We start from the raw sequence: 14,031 nt of genomic DNA, 5'->3' as shown, positions 1-14,031 counted from the left end.
ACCTTGTGCCACCTAGGCGGTCTCCTCTTCCTCTGGCTCGTCCTGCGGCCGCGTGAACAGCCGCGTCGCCGAGAGCCGCGCGACACCGTCCGGCTCGCCGAGTTCGTCGGTCGCGTTCCGGATCGTCGCGTCGACGGACAGGTACTTGCGCCCCGCCCGCAGGTCCGCGTCGTTGCGCAGCCGCACGATCAGCGGGAACTCGCTCAGCGCGCCGGCGTCGAACAGGCCGGTGGTGTAGATCAGCTGGACACCCAGCGCCTCCGCGACCGCGCGCTGCAGTTCCAGCAGATAACCCGCCGACGCGCGGCCGATCGGGTTGTCGAGGAACAGCACACCGGAATGCCGGTTGCGCGCCTTGCCGCGGTTGTTCGCCCGCAGCGCGGCCAGCGTGCAGTACAGGATGATCGCCGCGGTCAGCTGCTGCCCGCCGGAGAACACGTCCCGGATCTCGGAGACCCGCTGGCGTTCGGTCCGCAGCACCGAGTCCGGCTTCAGCATGTCGACCCGGAAACCCTTGGGAGCGGCGGCCTGCACGCCGCGCAGCACGAGCGAAAGCCCGTCCCGTTTGACATCCCGGCCGTCGGCGGTCTTCCCCACCGCGGCCTCGTCGACGACCTCGCCCAGCTTCTCGGCGAGCAGGTTCTCCTCGAGCTCGGTGAACCGGATCCGCAGGAACTCCTGGCCCGACCAGTCGCCGAGACCGTCCGGCAGCCGCGAAACCCGTTGCGCCGCACGGAGAGTGCGCAACGCGCCGTCGACCATGCCCTGCAGGCGGGTGATGATGCCGCCGCGGTGCCGGTCGATCTGCGCCAGATCGTCGGTGAGCGTGCGCAGCCGTGGCCGCAGCGCCTCGGCCCATTCCCCGGCGTGGGCGGGCAGCTGATCACGGCGGACCGAGATCACCTGCTGCCGCACGGGCGTGCTGAGCTTTTCGAACCGCTTGTCCGTGGCGTACTGCGCCAGCTGGTCCGCCGCGGCACGCACCCGGCGGTCGCCCGCGTCGGCGGCGTCCTGCGCCTCGGTGAGCGAGGTGTTGAGCCGGGAGTGCTTGGCGCGCGCGGATTCGACGTCGCCCTCGAAGGCCGCCACTTCGTCCTCTTTGGACAAAAGGTGCGCCATGGATTCGGCCAGCAGGCCGAAGCCGGACGCGGAGGTCTTCGCGGACTCCAACGTCGCTTCGGCGGCGGCGCGGCGCTCCTGGAGTTCTTCCCATTTCCGCGCGGCGGCGGACACTTCGAGACTCGCCTCGTCGATCAGCTCGAGGCCGTGCTCGATGTCCTTCGGCCGCGCGTCGGAAGCGATCGCGGACGGCTGTTCGGGCAACTGGCCCAGTTCCGCCTTGCGGGTCGCGACGAGGCCGACGATCTCGGTGCGTTCTTCCTCCAGCACCGCGACCGCACGGTTCGCCCGCGCCTGCGCCGCCGCCCGCGCCGAAGCGTCGGATCCGTCCGGAGTCTCCAGCAGGGCCGAGGCCCGCTCGCGGACGGCGTCGTCCAGCGCCTCGACGGCCGCCCGCGCGGACGCCTCGACACTCTCGGCCTGGTCGAGTTCGGCGCGGAGGTCGCTGCCGACCTCGACCTTCGCGTACGCCTCGGAAGCCGACGCGAAGGTGCGCCGCAACGCGTCCACCGGCTCGGCGGGCGCGGGGTCGTCTTCGGTGACGTCACCGGATCCCGGCACCTCGGCCAGTTCCGCTTTCGCGGTCGTCGCCGTGCGCCGGTGCCCGTCCGCGGTGCGCTGCTCCTCGCTCGCCTGCTCGCGCGATCGGGACGCCTTCACCGCGGCTTCGGCCGCCGTCGCCTCCGCCCGTTCGGCGGTCTCGGTCGCGCGTTCGACGTCGTCCGTCCACTCGGGAATCTTCGCGGCGCGCGCGGTGAGGGTTTCGAGCCCGCGGGCCCGCTCCCCCGCCTCGGCCGAAGCCGCGCGCAGTTCGGGAACCCGTTCCCGGAGCCCGGCCGCCTTCTCTCCGAGGCGCTGGAACTCCTTCTCCGCCTGCTCCAACGCCGTCCGCGCGGTTTCGTGCGCGGTACGCGCGTTCTGGAGCTGCTCGGCCAGTGTCGCGACGCTGCCGGGCGGATAGTCCTCGCGCCAGGTCTTGAGCTTCCACGACAGGGCGCTGTCGTCGGCCAGCGACGTCGCCAGCGCTTCCAGCCGTCGCTGACGTTCCGCGTGCCGGAGTGCGATGGCCTCGCGCTCGGCGTCGGCGGCTTCCTCGTCGTACATCGCCGGATTGGGCGGCACGAGGAATTCGATCCCGGCCTCGTCCGGCAGGCGGTCGGTCGTGGTGGCCTCGGTCGTGGCGACCGGGATGATCGTGGTGGGCAGCAGACGCCGCTCCGCCAGGACCTTCTCCGCGAGCCGCACCTGCTCCGGCTCGTTGAGCAGGATCCCCGAGACCAGCTGAGGCGCACGGGCCAGCACGGCCGCCCGCCGCTTCTTGTCCAAAGTGGACAGGTAACGCCAGCCGGACCACGCGTTCATCCCGGCCGCTTCCAGCGCGTCCAACGCGGCCTGGACCTCTTCGGTGGCGGGCAGGAGACCACCCGAGCCGAGCGCGTTCAGCGCGCGCTCGTCGACCGATTCCTCCATCCGCAACGCGGTCTGTTCCTTCTCCGCGGCCGAACCCGCCTCACGAAGACGCTCCAGCAACACCGGGAGGTCCGTCTCCAGCGTGACGTCGTCCGCGCCGAGGAGTTCGCTCAGCCGCGGTTCGACGGCGAGCGCGTCGGTACGCCGGTTGGCCCGGTCGAGTTCGTCGGCCGCCCGTTCCAGCCGGTCCTTTGTGGACCCCGCGAGCCGGTGCGCGTCGTTCACGGTGGCCTGCGCGGACCGCAGGTCCTCGGCGACGCGTTCGAGTTCCTGTTCCCGCCGGACGAGTTCCGCGGCGGTCGCCTCGGCCTCGGCCCTGGCCGCGCGCGCCGCTTCGGCGACGTCGGCACCGGCCTTGAGCGCGCCGGACCGGACGGATTCCGCGATCTCCTCACGGATTTCGGCGATCCGCGCGCCCAGCCCCCTGGCCTCCGCGCGGCGCGAGGCCGCGAGGTTCGCGGACTCGTCCCGCTCCGCCTGGGCCTTCTCCGCTTCCGCACGCAGGGCGCCGACATGGGCTTCGGCCTTCGCCGCCTGCTCGGTGGCGTTCTTGGCCAGGGCCAGCAGCCCCCGCGCGAGCGCGGCCGCGGCGGCGTTGCGCGCCTGCAGCGCGGGCTGCGCCTTCTGCTCACGATTCCCCACCAGTTCCCGGAAATCGCGGGCCTTGCGGGAGGCGTTGAGGTGGTTGAGCACGGTGGCGCATTCACGCCAGGCCTCGGCGGCGGTCTTGGCCTCGGCCAGTTCGCCGTCGATCCGCTTCTTGCCCTCCTGCGCCTCGTCGAGCCGCAGTTTCCCGACCAGGCGGCGGAGTTCGGTGACCCCGGCGGCGAGGCGGCGGTGGTCGCCCTCGGCCAGTTTCTCCGCGGACTTCACCTCGTCGACGTGCTGTTCGAGCCCGCTCAGCCGCTCGTTCTCCAGCTTGTCGCGCGCGGCGACCTGACCGGCCAGCGTCCGCATCTCGGCGCGGGCCGCGTCGGCGAGCTTCCGTGACGCGGCGGCGACGCCTTCTTCTTCCGCCAGGGGGGTGAGCAGATCGAGGGCACCGGCGACGAAATCGCGCTCCGACAGCAGATCACCGCGCTGGGCGAGGTTGTGCGCGTACGTCGCGACGACCTCGGCGAGATCCTTCGGCTCCTCCTCCGAAAGCACCGCGCGCAACAGGAACTCGACGAACGCCTCGTCGGTGCTGAACGCGAAGGCGTCCGCCGCCTCGCCCTCACCGGCGTTCATCGCGCGCTGGTACCGGAAAAGCTCGGTGTCGAGACCGAGCCCGTCGAGCCGGGACGTCCATTCGTGGTGACGCCGGGTCCAGAACAGCTCCAGTTCCGGCTCGCCGCCGTGCACCTTGTCGAGCTGATCGTGGAAGCCGGACATCGTCAGCAGCCTGCCGTCCGACGTCAGCGGGAGCGAGTCCAGGTCGAGCGAGGGGGTCGGCCGGAAGCAGTACCAGGAATCGACGAGGTTCTCCGAATCGGCCGACACCACGTGCCCGCGCCACTCAGACACCTTGCCGGTGATCACCCGGTGGCCGGTCTCGACCTGCAGCCACTCAAGCACGACGTGCGAGACGTCCTTGGCGGCGACGAACTTCTCCAGCACCTTGGTGTTCGTCGTGCCGACGACCTGGCGGCGACCGGGCAGCATGACCGAGAAGATCAGCTTGATCAGAACGGATTTGCCGCCGCCGTTCTCCAGGAACAGCACGCTCGCCGGCGACGGGCGCCGCGGCGGCCCCTCCCCCGCGAGGTGGATCCCGGCGCTGAACAGCGCGTCCTGTTTGGGCGCGGTGATGGCCGCGCCGACGCCGCTGAAGTCCAGCACGACGTCCTGGTACCGCGCGCCCGCCGGGCCCACCGAGTGCAGGCGAACCCGCGAAAGCTCGTACATCTCTTCCCCTCTAGAGCGTGTCCGACGCGGCCGCGCGCAACGTCCCGCCGCCATTGGCGACCGAGACCACGTTCAGTTCCAGCAGATCGTCGAAGGCCGCGTCGGCGGCGAGTTCACGCACCTGCACCTGATAGCGCGGTGTCGTCCGGTAGGTCCCGCCCTGTTCTCCGCTGACCTGGACGAGAAAGCCTTGGTCGGCGAGGAAACGCAGGGCGCGCGCGACCATGCCGCGCGTGGTGTCCGAGGCCAGCCTGCCGTCCTTGGTCGCCGCCGCCGCCGGACGCCGGGCGTAGGCGCGCCAAGCCTGTTCGAGTTCGGGCGCGTCGGCCAGCGGGTCGTTGTTCGCCTCCGCCTCCGCCGCGCGCTCGTCGAGGATCCGGCAGGCCTCGCGCACCATCGCGTCCACCTGCTCGACGCTGACGCGGCCGATGTAGGTGTCGTTGGCGAGATCGTCCGGGCGCGGGTAGCCGAGCGCGGCGGTGGCGAGGTGGACGAGCCCGTGCAGGACCTTCTCGGTCTCCCGGCGCTCGCGGATCTTGCTCTGCCGCGCGTAGCTGTCCATCTTGATCTCGAAGACGGACTCGTCGGTCGCCGCCAGTACGGCACCGGCCTGGAGGTTGACCTCCAGCACCATCAGCCCGAGCCCCGCCGCGACCGCGTGCGTGAGCTGTTTGAACGCCCTGTCCTCGCCGTAGCGCCGGACGAGATCGCCGTACACGACGTCCCGCGACGGGAGCTGCTTCGGGCGCATGCCGAAGGAAACCAGCCTGGCCGCGGATTCGACGTCCCCGGTTGTCGTCACGCGACCTCCTCCTCTTCTTCGCGGCGGTCGACCGCGGCCGACGAAAGCAGCAGGTCCGCTCCGCCGAACTCCGGGTCTTCGAGCAGCGTGCCGTCGTCGACGGCCAGCAGCACCTGGCGCTCCCCCTGCCGGAGCGCCGCGCCGACCTCGGGACTGTAGGCGTGCACCGCCCGCAGGGCGACCAGGGCCGGCAGCCCGGGATCGATCCGGCGGGCCTCTTCGAGGAGCCCGGACAGCCGCCGCGGCACCTCGGGCAGGTCGAGCAGGTCGTCGGCGAGGCGCCATTGCTCGTCGCCGAACCGGTCGGTGACCTCGGCCGGCATGAGTTCGGGTTCGGGGATCTCGCCGACGAGCTGGTCGCGTTCGGGGGCGGGCCTCAGCAGCAGTGACACCAGCGACGACAGCGACGGCACGGTCGGCGGGGAGATCCCGGCGCCGGCGTGGAAGAACGATTCGGCGGGCGCGACGGCTTCGGCGATCGGCAGGCCCAGCGTCGGCATCAGGAGCTGGCCGAACAGGTCGATCGTCGCGCGCTGCGGCGGCCCGGAGAACTGCTGGCGGTCCTGTTCGGCGCGGAACACCGCGCCCGCGTCGGCCAGCCGTGACTGGAGCCGCGTGTGGCGGCGGATGCAGTCGCCGACGATGTCGACGAGTTCGGCCGCGCGGCGTTTGCGGTCGAGGTCCTCGGTCTCGTCCCTCGACGCGGTGATGTTCTTGAGGATCGCGTTCTCGGCGCGGAACCGGGACTCGATATGGGACAGCGCCTGGTCCAGCAGGTCCGGGACCTCGCGCTCCCAGTCGACCGCGCGTACGTCGCGCCTGGTGGCGTCGAGCTTGGCGCGCAGGGTCTCGCCGTACTGGACCGTCCGGTAGCGGGCCTGTTCGGCGGCGAGCTTCGCGTCGGCGAGGCGGCCGCGGTTGATCAGGTTCTCCAGTTTGACCTCGGCCGCGATCTGGGCGGACTCGACGTCGGTGTCCAGCGCGCCGACGAGCACGTTGATCGCCTCGTCGGTGGCGCGCAGGTAGACCTCGCCGTCGGGCGCGGCCAGCTCGACGAGCAGTTTGAAGTCGAACTGGCGGCGCTGGTAGCCCCCGCCGGGACCGATGGAGCCGTAGACGCGGCGGAACCCGCGATCGGTGGTGCCGACGTTGATCAGGTTGTCGAGGACCCAGCGGGCGACCTTGGCGTGCTCGTCGGGGGTCCGGCCGGGCGCCTGGAGCGCCACGAACGGCAGCAGCCGCGCGATCACCTGGTCGTGATCGGCGCCGGTGTCGAAGTCCATCGAGACGGTGACCTGGTCGATCGTGTGCAGGGCGATCTCGGCCATCTGGTAGATCGTGGCGTCCGCCCAGTCCAGCTTCGCCTTGCGCGCGTCGAGGTCGTGCAAGGGCGCTGTGCAGGCCAGCGCCTTGAGGCGGCGGGTCAGCCCCTCGTCGGCCAGCCCCATCCCGGTCAGCTCGTCGTCTCGCACAGCAGGCCAGGCTAGTCGCCGCCCCCGTCACCCCGCACGGGTGACCGGGGTGCCCGGTGTTCGAGGCGGCGGTAGCGTCTGGTTCATGCGTGAAATGAGCAGGGACGAATGGTGGGAGTTCGCGAGCGAGGGCACGCGCACGGGCATGCTCGGCCTGGTCCGCGCCAACGGGGCGCCGATCGTGACGCCGGTGTGGTTCCTGCTGAACGAGGGGCCGGACGGCGACGAGCTGATCTTCACCACCGGCACGGACACCCTCAAGGGAAAGGCGCTGCGGCGCGATCCGCGGCTCTCGCTGGCCGTCGACGACCAGAAGCCGCCGTATTCCTACGTGCAGTTCACCGCCGAAGCCGTGTTGCACAGCGACCTCGACGAGATGCTCGAATGGGCGACCAGGCTCGGTGGGCGGTACATGGGCGAGGACAAGGCGGAGGCCTACGGCAAGCGGAACGCCGTCCCCGAGGAGTCGTTGGTGCGGGCGCGGATCACGAAGGTGATCGCGCGGGCGGACATCGCCGGCTGACGCTTTTCGTCTCCGCGTGAGGTGGGGTGTGGTCGCCGGCTTGAGGGTGTCGCGAAAGCCACTTTCGGGACATCAGGCGTCCTGAAAGTGGCTTTCGCGACGCCTGCGCCCGGTGCGCGGGCCAGCGCCTTACCGGACGTTGCGAAAGTGGCTTTCGCAACGCTGAAGGTTGCGAAAGTGGCTTTCGCAACCCGCCGGTCCCCGAAGCCGCGTCCCGCTGGCCGCGACATCTCCCCCATCGCGTTTAGTCCTCTGGTTGCGGTCCTTGCACACGCAAGGACCGCAACCAGAGGACTAAACGCATTGAGGGAGGCATGACTCTCCGTGTTGATGTTGGTCAAGTATTGACACGAAGCACCCGCTGGTGTGTGATCTGACCCATAGATAGGAAAGTTTCCTAACTAAAACGCCCACGTCCCCCGCCGGGCTCGCCCGGTCCGCCGCCGTTGCACCCTCCCGAACCCCGAACTTCACGCATGGAGGCTCCAGTGGCACCCCGACCACCGTGGCGCGCTCTGCTCACGTGCGCCGCCGCGACGGCGATGACCATCGCCGTCCTGCCGGCTCTGCCCGCCGGCGCGGCACCGACCGAGCACGAATCCGAAGCCGCGACGATCTCCCAAGGCGCCGTCGAAAAGAACCACGCGGGCTATTCCGGCACCGGGTTCGTGAACTTCGACAACGTCATCGGCAGCTACGTCGAGTACACGGTGAACGCCGCACAGGCCGGAACCCAGACGCTGACCTTCCGCTACGCCAACGGAACCACGATCGACCGGCCGGTCTCCCTCAGCGTCGACGGCACCGCCGCCGGGACACTCTCCTTCCCCGGCACCGGGGCGTGGACCACCTGGAAGACCGTCACGAAGGACGTCACGCTGGCCGCCGGCGCCAACAAGATCCGCACCACCGCGACGACCGCGAACGGCGGGCCCAACGCGGACAAGCTCACCGCGAGCGGGGTGCTCGACGCGGAAGCGCCGACCCCGCCGAAGAACCTGGCCGCCAAGGACATCAAGGCCCGCAGCGCCACCTTCACCTGGGAGGCCGCGACCGACAACGTCGGCGTGGTCCGCTACGACGTCATGCGTGGCGGGAACGTCCTCAAGACCGTCGACGGGAACACACTCACCACGACCGTCGAGAACCTGCAGCCCAACACGGCCTACGACATCTCGGTCGGCGCCTTCGACGCGGCCGGAAACCCCTCGCAGCAAAGCAATGTCGTCCAGTTCACGACGCCGCCCAGCGGGGACACCACGCCGCCGACGGTGCCGGGCGACCTGCGCTCGACGTCGGTGACGGCGAACAGTGTCTCCCTGGCGTGGAACGCTTCCACGGACAACAGCGGCACGATCGCCGGTTACGACGTGTACCAGGGCACCACGAAGGTCGCGACGACGCCTTCGCTCGAAGCGACGGTGACCGGTCTGACCGCGAACACGTCGTACACGTTCACGGTGAAGGCGCGAGACCTCGACGGCAACGCCTCGGCCGCGAGCAACGCCGTGACCGCGAAGACCAGTGGCGCCGCGGGCGGCGGAATTCCCGAGTACGACAAGGACATCACGAAGGCGGACCTCGCCTGGTCGGTCGATTTCCTGCCGGACGGTACGGCGCTGGCGACCGAACGCGACCGGTTCGAGATCCTGCGGATCACGCCGTCGGGTGAGAAGACCACGGTCGGCAAGGTGCCCGGCGCGGTCGGCACCAACGGGGAGGGCGGCTTGCTCGGCATCGCGATCTCGCCGAACTACGCCACCGATCACGCGATCTACCTGTACCACACGGCATCCGGCGACAACCGGATCGTGAAGATGACCTACGAGAACGGAAAGCTGTCTTCGTCCTCGACCCCGGTGCTCACCGGGATCGCCAAGAACCGGTACCACAACGGCGGAAGGCTGCGGTTCGGTCCGGACGGCAAGCTCTACGCCACCGTCGGCGACGGGCAGAACAAGGACACCGCGCAGAACAAGGGCTCGCTCAACGGGAAGATCCTGCGGGTCAACCCGGACGGGTCGGCGCCGAGCGACAATCCGTTCTTCTCCACCGGCGGCAACGCCCGCTACGTGTGGAGCTTCGGGCACCGCAACCCTCAGGGCCTGGCCTGGGATTCGCGCGGTCAGCTATGGGCTTCGGAGTTCGGTGACGGCAAGCTCGACGAGCTCAACCTGATCCAGAAGGGCGGCAACTTCGGCTGGCCCCAATGCGAAGGCACCAGCGGCTCCTGCGGTGGCACGGTCGCGCCGAAGAAGACCTGGGCGACCAGCTCCGGCGGGCCGAGCGGGATCGAGATCGTCAACGACTGGATCTACGTCGCGGCCGTCACCAGCGAGCAGCTCTTCGCCACCCAGATCACCGCGGCGGGCAACGGCGTCGGCCCGGTGCAGTCGCTGTTCTCCGGCCGCTGGGGCAGGCTCCGCTCGGTCACCAAGACCCCGGACGGCGGCCTGTGGGTCACCTCGACCAACGCGGACAAGAACGGCGGAACCCCGAGCGGGATCGACAACGTCGTGGTCCGGCTGAAGTTCCCCGGCGCGGCGCAGCCGGGGGCGTTCAAGCTGACCAGTTCCGCGTTCGCCGACAACGCGTCGATCCCGGACAAGTTCACCTGCGCCGGTGACGGCACCGCCGGCCAGGACACGTCTCCGCCGCTGACATGGGACGCCGGGACCACCGGCGCCAAGGGATACGCGATCGTCTTCGCCGACGTGGCCAACAACGGCAACAAACTGCACTGGGCGATCTGGGACATCCCTGGGTCCACGGTGTCGCTTCCCGAAGGCCTGGGAGCGGGCTACACCGTCCCGAACCAGAACGGCGCCAAGCAGAAGGCCATGGGCAGCGGGGCGAACTCGCAGAAGTACTTCGGCCCCTGCCCCGGCGGCTCCAGCCATCCCTACACCTTCACGCTCTACGCGCTGAAGTCGGCGACGGTGCCGGGCTTGTCCTCGTCCTCGACGATGGCGCAGATCGAGACGGCGATCAAGAACGCTTCGACGGCCAACGTCAAGCTGCGCGGCAAATCCAGCGCCGCGTCCTGAGCACGGCCGGGGTGTCCGGAGCGGCGCCGGGCACCCCGACCGTATCCAGTGTGAGCTGGAGGAACACCACCCCGTCCGGGTCTCCCGGCGGGGTGGTGTTTCGTGTGCTCACCAGCCGAACAGGTTCCGCATGATCCGCCCGCACCGCTCGGTCATCGCCGCGGCGTCCTGGTCCGGCTGGTCGATCCACCAGCTGATCAGCGAATCGACCACGCCGGTCCACACCTGCGCGATCGCCTCGATGTCGCGGTCGTCGTCCAGGCCCCGCGAGCGCATCAGCTGGGCGGCGCCGACCAGCGCGAACCCGTCGAGCCGGTAGCGGTAGTCGATCGCGACGCCGGCGATCTCACCGGTCGAGGGCACCGTCGGGTCGCGGAGCAGCTTCCAGGCGTACCGGTCGTTGTCGAACGTCTCGAAGATGGCCGAGAGCACCGCGAGCGGCATCCGTTCCGGCGGCTCGCCCTCCTCCGCCATCGTCTCGGCGACCCCTTCGGTCAGCCTGTCCCCCGCCCGGTGCAGGCAGGCGAGGTACAGCCCGTCCTTCGAGCCGAAGTACTGGTACAGCAAGGGTTTCGTGACGCCGACCCGGCGGGCGATCTCCACCATCGACGCCCCGGCGTACCCGTTCCTGCCGAACTCCTCCGTCCCGGCGCGCACGATCTGGGTCTCCCGCTCTTCGCGGGGCACCCCCTTCGTGCCGACGGCCCTTGCTTCTGTCACGGCGGTTATCTTACCCTGAGGTAAGTGACCCTTGGGTAAGTTACCTGATGGTCAGATAACGCGGACGGACGAGGGAGCGGTGCGGTGGCGGATTTTCTTGCCCATCTGAGTGACCCGGTGCTGATGGCGACACCGGTGTTCCTGCTGTTCGTCGCGATCGAGATCCTCGCGCTGCACGTGCTGGGCCATGACGACAACGTCATCGGCTACAGCGTCAAGGACACCCGCACGAGCATGTCCATGGGCGCGGTGGCGGTGGTGATCAACGGCGTCTTCCGCATCGCCATGCTGTTCGTGTTCGCCGCGCTCTACGAACTGGCGCCGGTGAAGTTCAGCCCGCACGACTGGTGGACCTGGGTCCTGATGCTGCTGGGCCAGGAGATCGTCTTCTACGCCTACCACAGGGCGAGCCACCGTGTCCGGCTCATGTGGGCGGGCCACCAGGTGCACCATTCGAGCGAGCACTACAACTTCTCGACGGCGTTGCGGCAGAAGTGGACCCCGTACTTCCAGCTGCCGTTCTGGTCGATCCTCGCGCTGGCCGGCATCCCGCCGTGGATGATCCTCACCGGCCTGTCGATCGACCTCGTGTACCAGTTCTTCGTGCACACCGAGAAGATCCGGAAACTGCCGCGCTGGTTCGAGTACGTGTTCAACACGCCTTCACACCATCGTGTGCACCACGGCAGCGATCAGGAGTACCTGGACGCGAACTACGGCGGCATCCTGATCATCTGGGACCGGATGTTCGGCAGTTTCGTGCCGGAGGGCAAGCGCCCGACCTACGGGCTGACCAAGAACGTCGAGTCCTACAACCTGCTCAAGGTCGGTTTCCACGAGTACGGCTCGATCCTGCGCGACGTCCGCGCCGCCGGCTCGTGGCGGGACAAACTCGGGTACGTGTTCGGCCCGCCGGGCTGGCGGCCCAAGGAGGCGCTAAGCGCTCCTGCGCAAGGCGGGTGAGTTCGCCGGGCGGAGCTCCGGCGGCAGGCTCTCCAGCGGCGGCCGCTGGGTGAGCGCCACGTCGGTCAGCACGAGTTCCCGCTCGACGGCCTCCCCCGTGCCGCGCCGGAACTGGGCGAGCGACGTCGACGGGGGCGCCGCGGAGATCACCCGGCCGCCGCGTTCCAGCCGGTCCATCAGGGTCAGCATGATCTGCGCGGACATCCGGCCGAGTGCCTGGGTGCTCTGGTGGCGGTGGGTGCGGTGGCCGAGGTCGACCTGCGCGAGCGCGTCGAGCCCGTGCAGGTCGAGCAGGTCGATCAGATGGCCGACCTCGACGCCGTAATGCGTCACGAACGGGATGCCTTCGAGCACTTCGCGCCGTCCCGCGTACTCGCCGGCGAGCGGCTGGACGAACCCGGCCAGCTCAGGCCAGTACATGTTGAGCAGCGGACGGGCGACGAGTTCGGTGACGCGGCCGCCACCGTCGGGTTCGACGCCCGCCGTCCCGGCGAGCGGACGGTGGTAGAAACCTTTGACGTAGGCGATCCCGGGGTCGGTCAGCAGCGGCCCGAGCAGTCCGGTCACGTAGTCCGCGGTGAAGTCGCGGAGATCGCCGTCGACGAAGACGACGAGGTCGCCGGTGGTCTCGGCGACGCCCTTCCAGAGCGCTTCTCCCTTGCCCGTCAGGCTTTCCAGCTCCGGGAACACCGCGTCCTGCGCGACGACGTCCGCTCCGGCCGCGCGGGCGACCTCGGCGGTGGCGTCGGTCGAATGGCTGTCCACCACCAGGATCTCGTCCACCAAGGGGAACCGTTCGACGAGTTCGCGCCGGATGGTGCCGACGATCGCGCCCACCGTCTCCTCCTCGTCGCGGGCCGGGATCACCACCGAAACCCGGGTCCCGCGTTTGGCGGCGACCAGCTCCGCCGCCCACCAGTCCCCCGCCCGGCTGCTGCGCCGCGCGAGCCACGTGCCGACTTCCGCCGATACCCGCATGGCTTCACCCTTCCTCGAAGATCACCTCTCCGGCGATCTTCGAGGGCGGCTGTTTCGATCGGTCGTCACGGCGGAAACCGCCGCGTTACGCCTGCCCGCCGCGGGTTAACGCCTGAGAGAGGACCTCGCCGGTGCGGCGCTTGGCGAGGTAGAACGCCGCCTCGTGCGGTTTCGCCCCGTTGTCGACGGTGTAACCGCTGTCCAGGACACCGTCGGCGCCGGGGAACATTCCGCTGAGGTCCGGGCGGGCGGCGACGAGATCGTCCCGGTCGGCCAGGTTCACCCAGCGAGCGACGCCGGGCGGGACGGACGGCGGCTGCGGTCGGGTCCGTTCGTAGACCACCGTGCGCAGGCCCAGCGGCGAGCCGAGGGTGAGCAGCAGCGGCAGCGGGCGGCCGTGCCGATGGGCGGCTTCGTAGGCGACGACCGAACCGAGCGAATGCCCGACGAGCACCTCGGTCTCCGGCCCGATGTGCTCGGCGACGCGCTCCTGCACGCGTTCCCGGATCGACTCGTCGGTGAGGTACAGGGTCACCTGTTTGAGCGCCTTGACCACCACGCGTTCGGCGAACGCCACCCCGAGCCTCGCGAACGGCTTCAGCCGCACCAGAGCGTTCAGCACCGGGCGGGCCGCCGCGCGCACGCCTTGCGTCTCCCCCGCCGGACCATCGAGCAGGTCCAGTTCGGCCTTCGCCCGGTTCCGGTCCGCCTCGCGGGACGCCGACGAAGCCGCGTTCCGGAGCCATTCCGCCGCCAGGGTCTCGGCGAGCGCCCATTCGTCCGCGGTGAGTTCGTCCGCGCCGCCCTGCTGGCCGTCCTTGCGGAACAGGTCACCGTAGAAGGCCATCCGCGCGTCACCGGGCCGGGCGTCGCGCCACACGGCGTCGGCCAGCGCGGAGTCACCGGCGAGGCGGACACCGCCCGCCAGACTGGGCAGCCATTCGGCCTCGAGGGTGTCCGCGGACTTCTGTTCCTGGGCGATGCCGTGCACCAGAACGATCCGAGCCATGGCGCACAGTATCGCGGCCGCTCTTGCCGGTGACCGTCCGA

General features: G+C 69.9%; 9 protein-coding genes. 3 read left to right on the top strand and 6 right to left on the bottom strand.

Annotated features, from left to right (window positions below):
• Positions 1-12: 12 nt before the first annotated feature.
• From ACOCEP_RS25120 to ACOCEP_RS25110, 3 genes are read right to left on the bottom strand one after another with little or no spacing between them, the layout of a single operon-like run.
• Positions 13-4,476 (bottom strand): hypothetical protein, encoded by a 4,464-nt coding sequence (locus ACOCEP_RS25120; protein ID WP_482331438.1) that lies wholly within the window; start codon positions 4,474-4,476, stop codon positions 13-15.
• Positions 4,477-4,486: 10 nt separating this feature from the next.
• Entirely contained in the window at positions 4,487-5,227 is a 741-nt protein-coding gene (locus ACOCEP_RS25115; RefSeq protein WP_046199931.1) for a hypothetical protein, read from the bottom strand.
• Positions 5,228-5,274: 47 nt separating this feature from the next.
• Complete coding sequence (locus ACOCEP_RS25110) at positions 5,275-6,726, bottom strand: hypothetical protein (protein WP_482339819.1); 1,452 nt, start codon at positions 6,724-6,726, stop codon at positions 5,275-5,277.
• Between the two features lie 109 nt (positions 6,727-6,835).
• Between ACOCEP_RS25110 and ACOCEP_RS25105 the strand changes: the two genes are divergently transcribed.
• A complete protein-coding gene (locus tag ACOCEP_RS25105) occupies positions 6,836-7,273 on the top strand; it encodes a PPOX class F420-dependent oxidoreductase (RefSeq protein WP_192745238.1) in 438 nt (145 codons plus the stop codon).
• 542 nt (positions 7,274-7,815) lie between these two features.
• On the top strand, positions 7,816-10,320 hold the full coding sequence (locus tag ACOCEP_RS25100) for a PQQ-dependent sugar dehydrogenase (protein WP_482339818.1): 2,505 nt from the start codon (positions 7,816-7,818) through the stop codon (positions 10,318-10,320).
• Between the two features lie 108 nt (positions 10,321-10,428).
• Here the strand turns inward: ACOCEP_RS25100 and ACOCEP_RS25095 are convergent, their stop codons facing one another.
• Complete coding sequence (locus ACOCEP_RS25095; RefSeq protein ID WP_482331437.1) at positions 10,429-11,040, bottom strand: TetR/AcrR family transcriptional regulator; 612 nt, start codon at positions 11,038-11,040, stop codon at positions 10,429-10,431.
• 84 nt (positions 11,041-11,124) lie between these two features.
• Between ACOCEP_RS25095 and ACOCEP_RS25090 the strand changes: the two genes are divergently transcribed.
• A complete protein-coding gene (locus tag ACOCEP_RS25090; RefSeq protein WP_482331436.1) occupies positions 11,125-12,003 on the top strand; it encodes a sterol desaturase family protein in 879 nt (292 codons plus the stop codon).
• Here ACOCEP_RS25090 and ACOCEP_RS25085 read toward each other — a convergent pair.
• The gene (locus ACOCEP_RS25085) at positions 11,977-12,981 is read right to left on the bottom strand and encodes a glucosyl-3-phosphoglycerate synthase (protein WP_482331435.1); all 1,005 of its coding nucleotides are present in this window, start codon (positions 12,979-12,981) and stop codon (positions 11,977-11,979) included. The genes ACOCEP_RS25090 and ACOCEP_RS25085 overlap by 27 nt on opposite strands.
• 85 nt (positions 12,982-13,066) lie before the next feature.
• Complete coding sequence (locus tag ACOCEP_RS25080; protein ID WP_482331434.1) at positions 13,067-13,990, bottom strand: hypothetical protein; 924 nt, start codon at positions 13,988-13,990, stop codon at positions 13,067-13,069.
• Between the last annotated feature and the right edge of the window lie 41 nt (positions 13,991-14,031).

This window comes from Amycolatopsis sp. CA-211722 (assembly GCF_056828465.1).
Note: the sequence above shows the minus strand (reverse complement) of the source record. Positions and strands in the feature narration are given on the sequence as shown.

Excerpts from the sequence above, each read along its gene's own strand:
- ACOCEP_RS25100 (WP_482339818.1), top strand. The coding sequence starts at position 7,816 with ATGACCATCGCCGTCCTGCCGGCTCTGCCCGCCGGCGCGGCACCGACC.
- ACOCEP_RS25080 (WP_482331434.1), bottom strand. The coding sequence starts at position 13,990 with ATGGCTCGGATCGTTCTGGTGCACGGCATCGCCCAGGAACAGAAGTCC.
- ACOCEP_RS25120 (WP_482331438.1), bottom strand. The coding sequence starts at position 4,476 with ATGTACGAGCTTTCGCGGGTTCGCCTGCACTCGGTGGGCCCGGCGGGC.
- ACOCEP_RS25105 (WP_192745238.1), top strand. The coding sequence starts at position 6,836 with ATGCGTGAAATGAGCAGGGACGAATGGTGGGAGTTCGCGAGCGAGGGC.
- ACOCEP_RS25110 (WP_482339819.1), bottom strand. The coding sequence starts at position 6,726 with ATGGGGCTGGCCGACGAGGGGCTGACCCGCCGCCTCAAGGCGCTGGCC.
- ACOCEP_RS25115 (WP_046199931.1), bottom strand. The coding sequence starts at position 5,227 with ATGCGCCCGAAGCAGCTCCCGTCGCGGGACGTCGTGTACGGCGATCTC.
- ACOCEP_RS25085 (WP_482331435.1), bottom strand. The coding sequence starts at position 12,981 with ATGCGGGTATCGGCGGAAGTCGGCACGTGGCTCGCGCGGCGCAGCAGC.